This is a genomic window from Streptomyces sp. NBC_01481 (genome assembly GCF_026339995.1).
Lineage (GTDB): Bacteria > Actinomycetota > Actinomycetes > Streptomycetales > Streptomycetaceae > Streptomyces.
Window position 1 is genome coordinate 1,507,760 of the sequence record NZ_JAPEPT010000001.1, and the last position, 16,206, is coordinate 1,523,965.

The 16,206-nt window shown below is 69.8% G+C and carries 14 protein-coding genes; all 14 read left to right on the forward strand.

The annotated features are described in order from the left end of the window. Position 1: 1 nt before the first annotated feature. The 14 genes from OOK40_RS06940 to OOK40_RS07005 all read left to right on the forward strand — a co-directional run bounded on the left by OOK40_RS06940 (position 2) and on the right by OOK40_RS07005 (position 16,030). Positions 2 to 1,930: a penicillin-binding protein 2 gene (locus OOK40_RS06940; protein WP_266477368.1), complete on the forward strand. Its 1,929-nt coding sequence runs from the start codon at positions 2 to 4 to the stop codon at positions 1,928 to 1,930. Between the two features lie 119 nt (positions 1,931 to 2,049). Then, complete coding sequence (locus OOK40_RS06945) at positions 2,050 to 3,639, forward strand: UDP-N-acetylmuramoyl-L-alanyl-D-glutamate--2,6-diaminopimelate ligase (RefSeq protein ID WP_266477370.1); 1,590 nt, start codon at positions 2,050 to 2,052, stop codon at positions 3,637 to 3,639. Next, positions 3,636 to 5,051 (forward strand): UDP-N-acetylmuramoyl-tripeptide--D-alanyl-D-alanine ligase, encoded by a 1,416-nt coding sequence (murF, locus tag OOK40_RS06950; protein ID WP_266477371.1) that lies wholly within the window; start codon positions 3,636 to 3,638, stop codon positions 5,049 to 5,051. The genes OOK40_RS06945 and murF overlap by 4 nt, the downstream gene beginning before the upstream one ends. Continuing rightward, a complete protein-coding gene (gene mraY / locus OOK40_RS06955; protein ID WP_266477373.1) occupies positions 5,048 to 6,118 on the forward strand; it encodes a phospho-N-acetylmuramoyl-pentapeptide-transferase in 1,071 nt (356 codons plus the stop codon). Before murF ends, mraY begins: the two co-directional genes overlap by 4 nt. Continuing rightward, entirely contained in the window at positions 6,115 to 7,533 is a 1,419-nt protein-coding gene (gene murD / locus OOK40_RS06960; RefSeq protein WP_266477374.1) for a UDP-N-acetylmuramoyl-L-alanine--D-glutamate ligase, read from the forward strand. The genes mraY and murD overlap by 4 nt, the downstream gene beginning before the upstream one ends. 45 nt (positions 7,534 to 7,578) lie before the next feature. Next, a complete protein-coding gene (ftsW, locus tag OOK40_RS06965) occupies positions 7,579 to 8,964 on the forward strand; it encodes a putative lipid II flippase FtsW (RefSeq protein WP_266477376.1) in 1,386 nt (461 codons plus the stop codon). Between the two features lie 6 nt (positions 8,965 to 8,970). Beyond that, positions 8,971 to 10,065 carry an undecaprenyldiphospho-muramoylpentapeptide beta-N-acetylglucosaminyltransferase gene (murG, locus tag OOK40_RS06970; protein WP_266477378.1) on the forward strand — a complete coding sequence of 365 codons (1,095 nt, stop codon included), beginning with the start codon at positions 8,971 to 8,973 and terminating at the stop codon, positions 10,063 to 10,065. 15 nt (positions 10,066 to 10,080) lie between these two features. Next, on the forward strand, positions 10,081 to 10,878 hold the full coding sequence (locus OOK40_RS06975; protein WP_266477379.1) for a cell division protein FtsQ/DivIB: 798 nt from the start codon (positions 10,081 to 10,083) through the stop codon (positions 10,876 to 10,878). Positions 10,879 to 11,153: 275 nt separating this feature from the next. Further along, positions 11,154 to 12,356 (forward strand): cell division protein FtsZ, encoded by a 1,203-nt coding sequence (gene ftsZ, locus OOK40_RS06980; RefSeq protein ID WP_266477380.1) that lies wholly within the window; start codon positions 11,154 to 11,156, stop codon positions 12,354 to 12,356. After that, a complete protein-coding gene (pgeF, locus tag OOK40_RS06985; protein WP_266477381.1) occupies positions 12,353 to 13,090 on the forward strand; it encodes a peptidoglycan editing factor PgeF in 738 nt (245 codons plus the stop codon). Before ftsZ ends, pgeF begins: the two co-directional genes overlap by 4 nt. After that, the gene (locus OOK40_RS06990; RefSeq protein ID WP_266477383.1) at positions 13,087 to 13,806 is read left to right on the forward strand and encodes a YggS family pyridoxal phosphate-dependent enzyme; all 720 of its coding nucleotides are present in this window, start codon (positions 13,087 to 13,089) and stop codon (positions 13,804 to 13,806) included. The genes pgeF and OOK40_RS06990 overlap by 4 nt, the downstream gene beginning before the upstream one ends. A 125-nt stretch (positions 13,807 to 13,931) precedes the next feature. Next, positions 13,932 to 14,537, forward strand: coding sequence for a cell division protein SepF (locus tag OOK40_RS06995; protein WP_266477384.1), 606 nt, complete (start codon positions 13,932 to 13,934; stop codon positions 14,535 to 14,537). 71 nt (positions 14,538 to 14,608) lie between these two features. Beyond that, a complete protein-coding gene (locus tag OOK40_RS07000) occupies positions 14,609 to 14,899 on the forward strand; it encodes a YggT family protein (protein ID WP_266477386.1) in 291 nt (96 codons plus the stop codon). A 54-nt stretch (positions 14,900 to 14,953) separates the two neighbouring features. After that, positions 14,954 to 16,030 carry a DivIVA domain-containing protein gene (locus tag OOK40_RS07005; RefSeq protein ID WP_266477388.1) on the forward strand — a complete coding sequence of 359 codons (1,077 nt, stop codon included), beginning with the start codon at positions 14,954 to 14,956 and terminating at the stop codon, positions 16,028 to 16,030. Positions 16,031 to 16,206 lie beyond the last annotated feature (176 nt).

The window sequence follows — 16,206 nt, forward strand, 5'->3', positions numbered from 1 at the left end:
AGTGCCCAAGGAACCACCGCGCCGCCGGGTGCCAGGACCCGCCAGGCGTGCGTCCGTCCGTCCCGCGCCCCGCCGTCCCAGGCCGGCCCCGCGCGCCATCCGGCTCGGCAGTCCCCGCCCCCGCCTGCGCCTGGTCAGCCTCGGCCTGACGCTGGTGATGCTGGCCTTCGTCGTACGCCTGCTCCAGGTACAGGCCGTCGACGCGAGCGCGTACGCGGCCAAGGCGGAGAAGAACCGCTACCTCAGCCACAAGCTCACGGCCGAGCGCGGCGAGATCACCGACCGGGCCGGAATCGCCCTGGCCACCAGCGTCGACGCGTACGACATCATCGCCGACCCGAAGATGTTCACGCCGAAGGAGAGCAAGGCCCCCGACGCGCCGGAACAGGCCGCGGCGCTGCTCGCCCCGCTCCTCGGCAAGTACGCGGCCGAACTCGCCAAGAAGCTCAAGGCCCCCAAGTCCCGCTACACCGTGCTCGCCCGCCGGCAGACCCCCCAGGTCTGGAACCAGATCAAGGACCTCAAGTCCGTCTTCGCCGAGAAGGCCAGGACGGACAGGGCCAAGGGCGGCCCCGGCGCCAATGTGATCGGCGGCGTCTTCCAGGAGCCGAGCAGCAAACGCGTCTACCCCAACGGCGACCTCGCCGCCGGGATACTGGGTTACGTCAACGCCGAGGGCCGCGGGGGCGGCGGCGTGGAGTCCATGCTCGACAAGGCGCTGGCCGGCAAGGACGGCGAGATCACCTACGCCCAGTCCGGCGGCCGCCGTGTCCCCACCGCGGGCTCACGCGAAGTCCCCGCCGTCCCCGGCTCCGACATCGAGCTGACCATCGACCGCGACATCCAGTGGGCGGCTCAGAAGGCCATCAGCGAGCAGGTGACGAAGTCCAGGGCCGACCGCGGCTACGTGATAGTGCAGAACACCCAGACCGGCGAGGTGCTCGCCATGGCCAACGCACCGGGCTTCGACCCCAACGACCTCACGCAGGCCAACTCGGCCGCCATGGGCAACGCCGCGCTCCAGGACGCCTACGAACCGGGCTCGACCGCCAAGGTCATGTCCATGGCCGCCGTGCTGGAGGAGAAGGCCGCCACCCCCGCCACCCATGTCGTCGTCCCCAACCGGCTGCACCGCGGCGACCGGCTCTTCAAGGACGACATCGACCACCCCACCTGGAACCTCACGCTCAACGGCGTCCTGGCCAAGTCCAGCAACATCGGCACCATCCTGGCGACCGGCCAGCTCGGCAAGACCCAGCCCGCCGCCAACCAGGTCCTCTACTCGTATCTGCGCAAATTCGGCATCGGCAGCCCCAGCGGGCTCGGCTATCCGGGCGAGACGCCCGGCATCCTCGCCACGCCGCAGAAGTGGTCCACCTCGCAGCAGTACACGATCCCCTTCGGCCAGGGACTCTCGCTCAACGCCATGCAGGCGGCCTCCGTCTACTCGACGATCGCCAACGGCGGCGTACGCATCGAGCCCACCCTGATCCGCGGCACCAAGGGGCCCGACGGACGCTTCACCCCGGCGCCCGCCCCCGGCAAGACCCGCGTCGTCAGCGAGCAGACGGCCAGAACGCTGGCCACCATGCTGGAGTCGGTCGTCGGCGACGAGGAAGGCACCGGCACCAAGGCCCGTATCCCCGGCTACCGCGTCGCGGGCAAGACCGGAACGGCCAACCGTGTCGATCCGGAACTGGGCCGCTACAAGGGCTACACCGCCTCCTTCGCAGGCTTCGCGCCCTCCGACAAACCCCGCATCACCGTCTACTGCGCCATCCAGAACCCGACCAAGGGCAGCTACTTCGGCGGCCAGATCTGCGGCCCGATCTACCAGAAGGTCATGGAGTTCGCGCTCAAGACCCTCCAGGTCGCACCTACCGGCGCCGCCCCCGCCCGGCTGCCCGTCACCTTCCAGGCCGGCGAGTGACCCCGGAGGAACCACCAGTGACAACCATCACTTCCGATTCCGGGAACCCGCCGGACCGGTCCGCGCGCGAGGCCCCCTCATTTAGCCGCGGGCCGGGTGCGCCGGGTACGCTCACCGCCGTGTCGCACGCTGATCAGTACCGAACCGCCCAGCAGGACGCCCCCGCCAAACAGACGGGAGCGCCCCGTCCGGACCGGCCCCGCCCGACATCCCTGGGGGAGCTGGCCGCCGAGCTGGGTGTGAAGAGCCCCGGCCCCGGTGAGGTCACCGGCATCACCCACGACTCCCGGGCGGTACGCCCAGGCGATGTGTACGCCGCCCTGCCCGGCGCCCGCTTCCACGGCGCCGACTTCGCCGCCCAGGCGGCTGACCTCGGGGCGGCCGCGATCCTCACCGACCCGGCGGGCGCCGAGCGCGCCGCCGCGACCGGCCTGCCGGTGCTGGTCACCGACGCCCCGCGCGGCCGCATGGGCGCCCTCGCCGCCGAGATCTACGGGCACCCCGGCGACGGCCTGCTCCAGATCGGCATCACCGGCACCTCCGGCAAGACCACCTCGGCGTACCTCGTCGAGGGCGGCCTCAGAGCGGCCGGCCACAGCACGGGTCTGATCGGTACGGTCGAGATGCGGATCGGCGACGAGCGCATCAAATCCGAGCGCACCACCCCGGAAGCAACCGACCTCCAGGCCCTGTTCGCCGTCATGCGCGAACGCGGCGTCCAGTCGGTCGCCATGGAGGTCTCCAGCCACGCCCTCGTGCTCGGCCGGGTCGACGGCTGCGTCTTCGACGTCGCCGTCTTCAACAACCTCAGCCCCGAGCACATGGAATTCCACTCCGGCATGGAGGACTACTTCCAGGCGAAGGCGCAGCTGTTCACGCCGAAGCGCAGCAGGCTCGGGGTCGTGAACTTCGACGACGAGTACGGCCGCAGGCTCCTCAAGGAGGCGTCCGTACCGGTCACCAGCTTCTCCGCCGAGGGCCACCCGGACGCCGACTGGCGGGCCGAGGACGTCGAAGTCAGCGCGGTCGGCTCCGCGTTCACGGCGGTCGGCCCGGCGGGCGAGCGGATCCGCGCACAGGCCCCGCTGCCCGGGCCGTTCAACGTCGCCAACACCCTGGCCGCCGTGGTCACCCTCGCCGTCGCCGGGATCGACCCGCAGACCGCCGCCGACGGCATCGCCGCCGTCCCCGGCGTACCGGGCCGGCTGGAGCGTGTGGACGCGGGCCAGCCGTATCTCGCCGTCGTCGACTACGCCCACAAGACGGACGCCGTCGAATCGGTCCTGCGCTCCCTGCGCAAGGTCACCGAGGGCAAGGTGCACATCGTCCTCGGCTGCGGCGGCGACCGGGACCAGACCAAGCGCGGCCCGATGGGCGCCGCTGCCGCACGCCTCGCCGACACCGCCGTACTGACCTCCGACAACCCGCGCTCCGAGGACCCCCTCGCGATCCTGGCCGCGATGCTCGCCGGGGCGGCCGAGGTACCGATCCACGAACGCGGCGACGTCCTGGTCGAGGCAGACCGGGCCGCCGCCATCGCCGCGGCCGTTGCCCGCGCACAGCCCGGCGACACCGTGCTGGTCGCCGGCAAGGGCCACGAACAGGGCCAGGACATCGCCGGAGTGGTCCGCCCCTTCGACGACCGCCAGGTCCTGCGCGCGGCCATCGAGAACGCCGCAAGCTCTTCGAACAGTGGGATGAAGCAGTGATCGCCCTCTCCCTCGCCGAGATCGCCGAAATCGTCGGCGGGCAGTCGTACGACATACCGGATCCGGACCTGCGGGTCACCGGTCCCGTCGTCATCGACTCCCGCGCGGTGCAGCCCGGCGCCCTTTTCGCCGCCTTCGCGGGCGAGAAGGTCGACGGCCACGACTACGCCCAGCGGGCCGCGGCGGCAGGCGCGGCCGCCGTGCTGGCCACCCGCCCCGTCGGCGTGCCCGCGATCGTCGTGCCGGACGTGACCGCCGCACTCGGCGCCCTCGCACGCTCCGTCGTCGAACGCCTCGGCACCACGACCGTCGCGCTCACCGGCTCCTCCGGCAAGACCAGCACCAAGGACCTCATCGCCCAGGTCCTTGAGCGCAAAGGCCCCACGGTCTACCCGGCGGGCAATCTGAACAACGAGATCGGTCTGCCGCTGACCGCGCTGCGGGCCGCCGAGGACACCGAGCACCTCGTCCTTGAGATGGGCGCCCGCTACATCGGCGACATCCGCTATCTCACCGGCCTGGTCCCGCCGAAGGTCTCTCTCGTACTGAACGTCGGCACCGCCCACATCGGCGAGTTCGGCGGCCGTGAGCAGATCGCCGAGGCCAAGGGCGAGATCGTCGAATGTCTGCCCCCGGCCGATGCGGGCGGCGTGGCCGTCCTCAACGCCGACGACCCCCTCGTACGCGCCATGGCGTCCCGCACCAAGGCCCGCGTGATCCTCTTCGGAGAAGCCGCGGACGCGGACGTACGTGCCGAGAATGTCCGGCTCACCCGGCAAGGACAGCCTGCCTTCACACTCCACACCCCCACCGGGTGCAGTGACGTGACCATGCGGCTGTACGGTGAGCACCACGTGTCGAACGCGCTCGCCGCGGCCGCCGTCGCCCATGAGCTGGGCATGTCCGTCGACGAGATCGCCCTGGCGCTCTCCGAGGCCGGCACCCTCTCGCGCTGGCGCATGGAGGTCACCGAGCGTCCGGACGGCGTGACGGTCGTCAACGACGCCTACAACGCGAACCCCGAGTCCATGAGAGCCGCGCTGCGTGCGCTCGCGGCCATGGGCCAGGGTCGGCGGACGTGGGCGGTGCTCGGCCAGATGGCCGAGCTCGGCGGCGAAGCGCTCGCCGAGCACGACGCGGTCGGGCGGCTCGCCGTCCGGCTCAACGTCAGCAAGCTTGTCGCAGTCGGGGGCAGGGAAGCGTCCTGGCTTCAACTGGGCGCATATAACGAGGGTTCGTGGGGTGAGGAGTCGGTGCACGTGTCCGACGCGCAGGCGGCGGTCGACCTGTTGCGCAGTGAACTGCGTCCGGGAGACGTCGTGCTGGTGAAGGCTTCCAGGTCGGTCGGGCTCGAGCGGGTCGCCCAGGCGCTGCTCGAGACCACGACCGAGGGCGAGGTCACCGGCCGATGAGGCAGATCCTCTTCGCGGGAGCCATCGGGCTCTTTCTGACCCTGGTCGGTACCCCGCTGCTCATCAAACTCCTGGCCCGCAAGGGATACGGGCAGTTCATCCGGGACGACGGCCCGCGCAGCCACGGCAGCAAGAAGGGCACGCCCACCATGGGCGGTATCTCCTTCATCCTGGCCACACTGATCGCGTACGCGCTGTCCAAGGTGATCACCGGCGAGGACCCGAGGTTCTCGGGTGTGCTGGTGCTCTTCCTGATGGCGGGCATGGGCCTGGTCGGCTTCCTGGACGACTACATCAAGATCGTCAAGCAGCGCTCGCTCGGTCTGCGGGCCAAGGCCAAGATGGCCGGACAGCTGATCGTCGGCATCGCCTTCGCCGTGCTGTCACTGCAGTTCGCCGACGCCCGCAACCAGACCCCCGCATCCACCAAGCTGTCGTTCATCACGGACTTCGGCTGGTCGATCGGCCCGGTGATCTTCGTGGTCTGGGCGCTGTTCATGATTCTCGCGATGTCCAACGGCGTGAATCTGACCGACGGTCTGGACGGCCTGGCCACCGGCGCCTCGGTGATGGTCTTCGGCGCGTACACCTTCATCGGGCTCTGGCAGTTCCAGGAGTCCTGCGCCAACGCGGTGACACTCACCAACCCCAACGCCTGCTTCGAGGTGCGGGATCCGCTCGATCTCGCCGTCGTCGCCTCCGCCCTGATGGGCTCCTGCTTCGGCTTCCTGTGGTGGAACACCTCGCCCGCCAAGATCTTCATGGGCGACACCGGCTCGCTCGCCCTCGGCGGTGCGCTCGCGGGTCTGGCGATCTGCTCCCGTACGGAGTTGCTGCTCGCCCTCCTCGGCGGACTGTTCGTCCTGATCACCATGTCCGTGGTCATCCAGGTCGGTTCCTTCAAGATGACCGGTAAGCGGGTCTTCCGGATGGCGCCGCTCCAGCACCACTTCGAACTCAAGGGGTGGTCCGAAGTCCTTGTGGTGGTCCGCTTCTGGATCATCCAGGGCATGTGCGTCATCGTGGGTCTGGGGCTCTTCTACGCGGGCTGGGCGGCCGACAAGTGAGTGCGCAGGACTGGCAGGGCAAGCGGGTCACTGTCGCGGGTCTCGGAGTCTCCGGGATCCCGGCCGCCCGCGTGCTCCACGGTCTGGGCGCCGTCGTCACCGTCGTCAACGACGGGGACGACGAGCGCTCCCGCGCCCAGGCCGCCGAACTGGAGGCGGAGGGAATCACCGTCCGCCTCGGTGACGGGGCGACCCTGCCCGAGGGCACCGAGCTCATCGTCACCACCCCCGGCTGGAAGCCGGACAAGCCGCTCTTCCAGGCCGCGGCCGGGGCGGGCGTCCCCGTCTGGGGCGATGTCGAACTGGCCTGGCGGCTGCGCGGTCCCGACGCCGCGCCCTGGCTCGCGGTCACCGGCACCAACGGCAAGACCACGACCGTGCGGATGCTCGCCTCGATCCTCGAAGCCGCGGGTCTGCGCACGGCTGCCGTCGGCAACATCGGCGTCTCGCTCCTCGATGCGGTACTCGGCGACACGACGTACGACGTTCTCGCCGTCGAACTCTCCAGCTACCAGCTGCACTGGGCGCCTTCGCTGCGCGCCCACTCCGCCGTCGTGCTCAACCTGGCGCCGGACCACCTCGACTGGCACGGCTCGATGGAGGCGTACACCGCCGACAAGGGCCGTATCTACGAGGGCAACAAGGTCGCCTGCGTCTACAACGCCGCCGACAAGGCCACCGAGGACCTGGTGCGCGAGGCCGACGTCGAGGAGGGCTGCCGGGCCATCGGCTTCACTCTGGGCACGCCGGGCCCCTCCCAACTCGGCGTCGTGGACGGGATCCTGGTCGACCGCGCCTTCGTCGACAACCGGCACAAGCAGGCCCAGGAGCTCGCCGAGGTCGGGGACGTCAGCCCGCCCGCCCCGCACAACATCGCCAACGCCCTTGCGGCGGCGGCGCTGGCCCGTGCGTACGGTGTCGCACCCGCGGCCGTACGCGACGGACTGCGCAGCTTCCGGCCCGACCCGCACCGCATCGAGAAGGTCGCGGACGTCGCCGGTGTCGCGTACATCGACGACTCCAAGGCCACCAACACCCATGCCGCGGAAGCCTCCCTGGCCGCCTACGACCCGATCGTGTGGATCGCGGGCGGTCTGGCCAAGGGGGCGACCTTCGACGAGCTCGTCTCGAAGTCGGCACAGCGGCTGCGCGGTGTCGTACTGATCGGGGCGGACCGCGCCCTGATCCGCGAAGCCCTCGCGCGACACGCCCCCGAGGTCCCGGTCGTCGACCTCGACCGGACAGACACTGGGGCGATGTCGGCGGCGGTCCGGGAAGCGGCGCGGCTGGCCCGTCCCGGGGACACGGTTCTGCTGGCCCCGGCCTGTGCGTCGATGGACATGTTCGCCAACTACAACAAGCGAGGCGAGGCGTTCGCGGACGCGGTCCGTGAACTCCCCGCCGAGCGCGCCTGACCGGCCACACCCCCGCGCCAGGCACGACTGGAGGGGACAGCGACCATGCCGGCCGATGACACCGACGCCGCCCCCTCCGGGCGAGTCCGGAGCCGCCGGACGGGCTCCAAAGGAGCCTCTCCGGCGATCGAGGCGAGGCGCCCGGGGCGGAGCCCCGCCCTCACCCGCAGGCCAAGCGCCACCCGCCCGCCCCGCAGCAGGGGCGCACGAAGGCTGTACGAGCAGGCACGCCGCGCCTGGGACCGCCCGCTGACCGCCTACTACCTGATCCTCGGCAGCAGCCTGCTGATCACCGTGCTCGGCCTGGTGATGGTCTACTCCGCCTCGATGATCAAGGCGCTGGAGCTGTCGCTCCCGGCCTCGTACTTCTTCCGCAAGCAGTTCCTCGCCGCGGCCATCGGCACCGGTCTGCTGCTGGTCGCGTCCCGGATGCCCGCGAAGCTCCACCGGGCCCTGTCCTACCCGCTGCTCATGGGCGCCATCTTCCTGATGGTGCTCGTCCAGATCCCCGGGATAGGGCACGCGGTCAACGGCAACCAGAACTGGATCTATCTGGGCGGCCCCTTCCAGCTCCAGCCCAGCGAGTTCGGCAAGCTGGCGCTGATCCTGTGGGGCGCCGACCTGCTGGCCCGCAAGCAGGACAAGCGTCTGCTCACCCAGTGGAAGCACATGCTGGTCCCGCTCGTCCCGGTCGCCTTCCTGCTGCTCGGCCTGATCATGCTCGGCGGCGACATGGGTACGGCGATCATCCTCACCGCGATCCTGTTCGGCCTGTTGTGGCTGGCGGGAGCGCCGACCCGGCTGTTCGCGGGCGTGCTCGGCATCGCCGCCCTCGTCGGTCTGATGCTCATCAAGACAAATGCGAACCGGATGTCCCGGCTCTCCTGCATCGGCGCGATCGACCTCGGCCCCCAAGGCGAGTGCTGGCAGGCTGTGCACGGCATCTATGCTCTTGCGTCTGGCGGATGGTTCGGTTCCGGTCTCGGTGCAAGTGTGGAAAAATGGGGTCAACTCCCCGAACCTCACACCGATTTCATCTTCGCCATCGCCGGGGAGGAACTCGGTCTGGCGGGGACGCTGTCGGTGCTCGCCCTGTTCGCGGCTCTAGGCTATGCGGGTATCCGCGTGGCCGGACGCACGGAGGACCCCTTCGTGAGGTACGCCGCGGGAGGTGTGACCACCTGGATCACGGCCCAGGCCGTGGTCAACATCGGTGCGGTGCTCGGCCTGCTGCCGATCGCCGGTGTCCCGCTCCCGCTGTTCTCCTACGGAGGGTCGGCCCTGCTGCCGACCATGTTCGCTGTGGGGCTGCTGATCGCCTTCGCGCGAGAGGACCCGGCCGCGAAGGCGGCTCTGGCCGTGCGGAGGCCCGGGGTGAGATGGAAAACGATGAGGCGGCGCGTCAAGATGCGTCCGTCCGGAGAGCGGTGAATTTCGGTGCATGTCGTACTCGCCGGTGGGGGGACCGCCGGCCACATCGAGCCCGCGCTCGCCCTCGCGGACGCCCTGCGCAGGCAGGACCCGACCGTGGGTATCACGGCCCTGGGCACGGAGAAGGGGCTCGAGACCAGGCTCGTGCCCGAGCGGGGCTACGAGCTGGCGCTCATCCCCGCCGTTCCGCTGCCGCGCAAGCCCACCCCTGAGCTGATCACCGTCCCCGGGCGGCTGCGCGGCACGATCAAGGCCGCCGAGCAGATCCTGGAGCGTACGAAGGCGGACTGCGTCGTCGGCTTCGGCGGCTATGTCGCGCTGCCCGGCTATCTGGCGGCCAAGCGCCTCGGCGTGCCGATCGTGGTCCACGAGGCCAACGCCCGGCCCGGCCTGGCCAACAAGATCGGTTCGCGGTACGCCGCGGGTGTGGCCGTCGCCACGCCCGACAGCAAGCTGCGCAACTCCCGCTACATCGGTATCCCGCTGCGCCACACCATCGCCACCCTGGACCGCGCCCGGGTCCGCCCCGAGGCACGCGCCGCCTTCGGCCTCGACCCCAACCTGCCGACGCTGCTGGTCTCCGGTGGCTCGCAGGGCGCCCGCCGCCTCAACGAGGTCATCCAGCAGATCGCTCCGGTGCTCCAGCGCTCGGGCATCCAGATCCTGCACGCGGTCGGCCCGAAGAACGAACTGCCGCGCGTGGACAACATGCCCGGAATGCCGCCGTACATCCCGGTACCGTACGTGGACCGGATGGATCTCGCGTACGCCGCGGCCGACATGATGCTCTGCCGCGCGGGCGCGATGACCGTCGCCGAACTCTCCGCCGTCGGGCTGCCCGCCGCGTACGTACCGCTGCCGATCGGCAACGGCGAACAGCGGCTGAATGCCCAGCCGGTGGTCAAGGCCGGCGGCGGACTGCTCGTCGACGACGCGGAACTCACACCCGCGTGGGTCCAGGGCAATGTCCTTCCGGTGCTCGCCGATCCGCACCGGCTGTACGAGATGTCCCGTGCCGCCGCCGAGTTCGGCCGCAGGGATGCCGACGACCTGCTCGTCGGCATGGTGTACGAGGCGATTGCTGCACGCCGCAAGGCGTAAGAAGGGCAGGGGAGCGTGGCCGGTCCGACCACCGCCGAACGCGGTGCGCGGGGGCCTTCGGAGGGGTCGGTCCGCCCGCCCCGCCAGGGCTCCCCGCTGCGCCGGCTCCGCTTCCCCGGCCGTCGCTCCCTTCTGATCGCCGTGGCTGCGGTTGTTCTCGTCGCCACCGGAATCTGGGTGCTCTACGGCTCCCAGTGGCTGCGCCTGGAGCAGGTGAAGACCTCCGGAACCGAGGTTCTGACACCGGACGAGGTCACGGCGGCGGCGGCCGTCCCGATCGGTTCGCCGCTGATTTCCGTCGATACGGACGCCATTGAGGCCCGGCTTCGGCATAAGCTGCCCCGTATCGACTCGGTGGATGTCGTACGGTCGTGGCCGGACGGGATCGATCTCAAAGTGACCGAGCGAAAGCCCGTCCTGCTTATGGAGAAGGGCGCACGGTTCATCGAAGTGGACGCGGAAGGCGTCCGGTTCGCCACGGTGGACAAGGCTCCCAAGGCCCTTCCGCTGCTCGAATTGACCGTGGGCCAGTCCCCGAGTCTGCGCCGTTTCGGACCTGATCGGCTCGTTGTCGAGGCGGTTCGTGTGTGGGGCGAACTTCCCGGAAAAGTCGCCACGGACACAAGAGTTGTGACAGTCCGCTCATACGACTACATCACCCTGAAGTTGAGCCGGGGCCGTACGGTGGTCTGGGGCAGCGCAGAGGAGGGCGAGGCGAAGGCGCGCGCTCTCACGGCGCTGATGAAAGCCGCGCCCAAGGCGCGGCACTTCGACGTGAGCGCGCCAACCGCCCCTGCCGCATCGGGTAGTTGACGCGCATCTGTGCTGGCCAGCACCCTGGTTGGTCATCGCTATGGGTGATCACATAGGGTGAAAAGAAAAACGGGAGGTTCGGCGTGTTCGTTGAACGTGCGCCACTTGTCGACTTAGTGTCCTGTTCGGAGAGTCCAAGAAGCAGACACACTGGTAACCCTAAACTTCAGCGTTAGGGTTTGGGTCGGCGTTCCGGACCGTCCCATCGGCATCCGTCGGCGCCGCGCGACAATCGCGCAGCGACGACACGTAACTCGAGGCGAGAGGCCTTCGACGTGGCAGCACCGCAGAACTACCTCGCAGTCATCAAGGTCATCGGTGTCGGCGGCGGTGGTGTCAATGCCATCAACCGAATGATCGAGGTCGGTCTCAAGGGCGTCGAGTTCATCGCGATCAACACTGATGCGCAAGCCCTGTTGATGAGCGACGCCGACGTCAAGCTCGACGTCGGTCGTGAACTCACCCGCGGCCTGGGGGCCGGAGCCAATCCCGCAGTCGGTCGCAAGGCGGCAGAGGACCACCGTGAGGAGATCGAGGAGGTCCTCAAGGGGGCCGACATGGTCTTCGTCACCGCAGGCGAAGGCGGCGGTACCGGCACCGGTGGCGCACCCGTCGTCGCCAATATCGCGCGTACGCTCGGCGCCCTGACGATCGGCGTGGTCACCCGCCCGTTCACTTTCGAGGGCCGCCGCCGCGCGAACCAGGCGGAGGACGGCATCGCCGAACTCCGCGAGGAGGTCGACACCCTCATCGTGATCCCGAACGACCGGCTGCTGTCCATCTCGGACCGCCAGGTGAGCGTTCTGGACGCGTTCAAGTCCGCGGACCAGGTGCTGCTGTCGGGTGTCCAGGGCATCACCGACCTCATCACCACGCCCGGTCTGATCAACCTCGACTTCGCCGACGTCAAGTCCGTGATGTCCGAGGCGGGCTCGGCGCTCATGGGCATCGGCTCGGCCCGCGGCGACGACCGCGCGGTGGCCGCCGCCGAGATGGCGATCTCCTCGCCGCTGCTCGAGGCCTCCATCGACGGCGCCCGCGGGGTGCTGCTCTCCATCTCCGGTGGCTCGGACCTCGGGCTCTTCGAGATCAACGAGGCGGCCCAGCTGGTCAGCGAGGCGGCCCACCCCGAGGCCAACATCATCTTCGGCGCGGTCATCGACGACGCGCTGGGCGACGAGGTACGGGTCACGGTCATCGCGGCCGGCTTCGACGGCGGACAGCCGCCGACCCGCCGCGAAAACGTCCTCGGGTCCGCCGCGAACAAGCGGGACGAGCCGCCGGCCACCCCGTCGCGCGGCACGGAGACCTCGCGGGCGTCCGGTCTCGGCACGCTGCCGGCCCGCGAGGAGCCGGTTCCGGCCGAGCCCGCTCCGGTCGCCGGTGATCTGAACTCCGGGCCCGCGCAGGTCCCGCCGGCCCGTCCGTACCAGGACAGCCAGGCCGAAGAGCTGGACGTACCGGACTTCTTGAAGTGATAGACCAGCACGGCATCGTGAGCGGCGCGCACTTCGCCTTCACCGACAGGTGGGGCGGGGTGAGCGCCGTTCCGTACGAGGAGCTCAACCTCGGCGGAGCGGTCGGCGACGACCCCGCGGCGGTCCTCGCCAACCGGGCGATCGCCGCGAAGGAACTGGGGCTCGACCCGGACCTGGTCGTCTGGATGAACCAGGTTCACGGCAAGGACGTCGCCGAGGTCGACGGGCCGTGGGGCGAGGCTCCCGTTCCCTCGGTGGACGCCGTGGTCACCGCGCGGCGCGGGCTCGCCCTCGCCGTACTGACGGCGGACTGCACTCCCGTACTGCTCGCCGACCCGGTCGCAGGTGTCGTGGCCGCCGCGCACGCGGGACGCCCCGGGATGATCGCGGGAGTCGTGCCCGCGGCCGTCGACGCGATGACGTCGCTCGGCGCGGACCCGGAACGGATCATCGCCCGCACCGGACCGGCCGTCTGCGGTCGCTGCTACGAAGTTCCCGAGCAGATGCGGGCGGATGTGGCCGCGGTCGAACCGGCCGCCTGGTCCGAGACCAGCTGGGGCACCCCGGCCGTAGACGTCACTGCCGCAGTCCACGCCCAGCTCGACGCGCTCGGGGTCAGGGACCGGCAGCGGTCGGCGGTGTGCACACTGGAATCGGGCGACCACTTCTCGTACCGCCGCGACCGCACCACCGGGCGGCTCGCCGGATACGTCTGGCTGGACGGACAGGAATGACGGACCGAAAGACCGAACTCGCGGGCACTCTCGCGGCCGTGGAGGAACGTATCGCCTCGGCCTGCGCGGCCGCCGGCCGCAAGCGGGAGGAGGTGACCCTCATCGTGGTCACCAAGACCTACCCGGCGAGCGATGTGCGGCTGCTCCATGAGCTGGGTCTGCGGCATGTGGCCGAGAACCGTGACCAGGACGCGGCACCGAAGGCCGCCGCCTGCTCGGATCTTGACCTCAACTGGCACTTCGTCGGGCAGTTGCAGACCAATAAGGTCCGTTCCGTGGCGAGTTATGCCGATGTCGTGCAGTCTGTCGACCGGCTCAGGCTCGTCACCTCGCTGTCCGCCGCCGCGGTCCGCGCGGAGCGCGAGCTCGGGTGTCTGATCCAGGTCGCGCTCGATGCCGAGTCGGGCGAGCGCGGGGAGCGGGGAGGCGTGGCGCCGGGCGGCATCGAGGAGTTGGCGGCCGCCGTGGACGGCGCACCAGGACTGCGGCTGGACGGACTGATGACCGTCGCGCCGCTCACCGGCCCGTACGCGGGACGGCAACAGGCGGCGTTCGAGCGGCTGATGGAATTCTCATCCAGCCTGCGCGCCGGGCATCCGGCTGCGAACATGGTGTCAGCAGGGATGAGTACGGACCTCGAACAAGCAGTGGCGGCCGGAGCGACACATGTGCGCGTCGGCACTGCGGTACTCGGAGTCCGACCCCGGCTCGGGTAACGTCGCGAAGCAAGTCGGACCACAGCAGAAAATATGGTCATTCCCGCCACAATACGGGCAGACCGAGTGGATCGCTGGCACTTGGTGACGAATGCCGATCCACCACAGAGCGGAGGACTCAGAGAATGGCCGGCGCGATGCGCAAGATGGCGGTCTACCTCGGCCTCGTGGAGGACGATGGGTACGACGGCCGGGGTTTCGATCCCGATGACGACTTCGAACCCGAGCCGGAGCCCGAGCGGGACCACCGGCGCCACCAGCCCCCGCACCAGGTCGAGAGGGATGAACCGGTGCGGGTGGTCCAGCCGCCCGCGCAGCGCGATCCGGTTCCGCTTCCCGCTGAAAGTGGACGTCCGGCGCGAATTGCCCCCGTGGCATCCATCACACCTGAACGACCGAGCCTGGAGAAGAACGCACCGGTGATCATGCCCAAGGTCGTGTCCGAGCGGGAGCCCTACCGCATCACCACGCTGCACCCGCGGACCTACAACGAGGCCCGTACCATCGGGGAACACTTCCGCGAGGGCACCCCGGTGATCATGAACCTCACGGAGATGGACGACACCGACGCAAAGCGACTTGTCGACTTTGCCGCGGGACTCGTCTTCGGTCTGCATGGCAGCATTGAGCGGGTTACGCAGAAGGTGTTCCTGTTGTCTCCTGCTAACGTCGATGTCACGGCGGAGGACAAGGCCCGCATTGCTGAGGGCGGGTTCTTCAACCAGAGCTAGGAACCGACACCGGGAACGACCCGGCCGCGAGGCCGGTAGACACGAGAGCCAGGGGAGAGGGAAGCGCGGAGATGAGCGTCGCACTGGATGTGGTCTACATCGCGCTGGTGTGCTTTCTCGTCGTGCTGATCTTCCGGCTGGTCATGGACTACGTCTTCCAGTTCGCGCGCTCATGGGCACCCGGGAAGGCGATGGTGGTCGTTCTGGAGGCCACCTACACTGTCACCGATCCACCGCTCAAGCTTCTGCGGCGGTTCATTCCGCCGCTGCGTCTCGGGGGCGTGGCACTCGACCTGTCCTTCTTCGTTCTGATGATCATCGTCTACATTCTGATCTCCGTCGTGAACGGCGTGGGGAACTGATGTGAGCGATACGGTCTTGCCGACTGCCGACGACTACGTAGAGGTGAAGTAGAGATGCCGCTGACTCCCGAGGACGTGCGGAACAAGCAGTTCACGACTGTCCGCCTCCGAGAAGGCTACGACGAGGACGAGGTCGATGCCTTCCTCGACGAGGTCGAGTCCGAGCTGACCCGCCTGCTCCGCGAGAACGAGGACCTGCGCGCCAAGCTGGCCGCGGCGACTCGTGCGGCCGCGCAGAACCAGCAGCAGGGCATGCGCAAACCGCCGGAGCCGCAGGACGGCCGCGGTCCGGGCGCACCTGTGCCCGCCGCCATATCCGGACCGCCCATGCAGCAGCAACCCCCGCAGATGGGTCCGCCCCAGCTGCCCGGTGGTGCTCCGCAGCTGCCCCCGGGCCCCGGTGGTCATGGTCCGCAGGGCCCGCACGGGCCCGGCCCGATGCAGGGCGGTCCCATGGGTGGCCCGATGGGCAACCCCATGGGCGGACACGCTCCGCAGATGCCGCAGCAGGGACCCGGCGGCGACAGTGCCGCGCGCGTGCTCTCACTGGCCCAGCAGACCGCCGACCAGGCGATCGCCGAGGCCCGTTCCGAGGCCAACAAGATCGTCGGCGAGGCCCGTAGCCGCGCCGAGGGTCTGGAGCGCGACGCCCGCGCCAAGGCGGACGCGCTGGAGCGGGACGCCCAGGAGAAGCACCGCGTCGCGATGGGCTCCCTGGAGTCCGCGCGGGCCACGCTGGAGCGCAAGGTCGAGGACCTGCGGGGCTTCGAGCGCGAGTACCGCACGCGGCTGAAGTCCTACCTGGAGTCGCAGCTGCGTCAGCTGGAGACCCAGGCCGACGACTCGCTGGCCCCGCCGCGGGCGCCCGCGGCCGCTTCGCTGCCGCCGTCGCCCTCGATGGCTCCGGCCGGTGCGGGTGCGATGGGTCACACCATGGGCGGCAACCCGTCGATGGGCCAGTCCATGGGCGGCAACCAGTCCATGGGTGGTGGACCGTCGTACGGCGGCCAGCAGCAGATGTCCCCGGCGATGACTCAGCCGATGGCACCGGTGAGGCCGCAGGCGCCGCAGCCGATGCAGCAGGCGCCGTCGCCGATGCGTGGGTTTCTGATCGACGAGGACGACAACTGACGGCGGGTCGCGCGAATCGCGCGTAGCCGTCGGCAGGCTGAGGGCCGGGCCCGGGACATCTGTCCCGGGCCCGGCCCTTTTGTGCGGGGGGGGGATGGGGGGCAGTGCGCCTGCGGCGGGCCTGATCCCCACCCCGCCCCTTCCCGAACTGGGGCTCCGCCACAGACCCCTTGCGG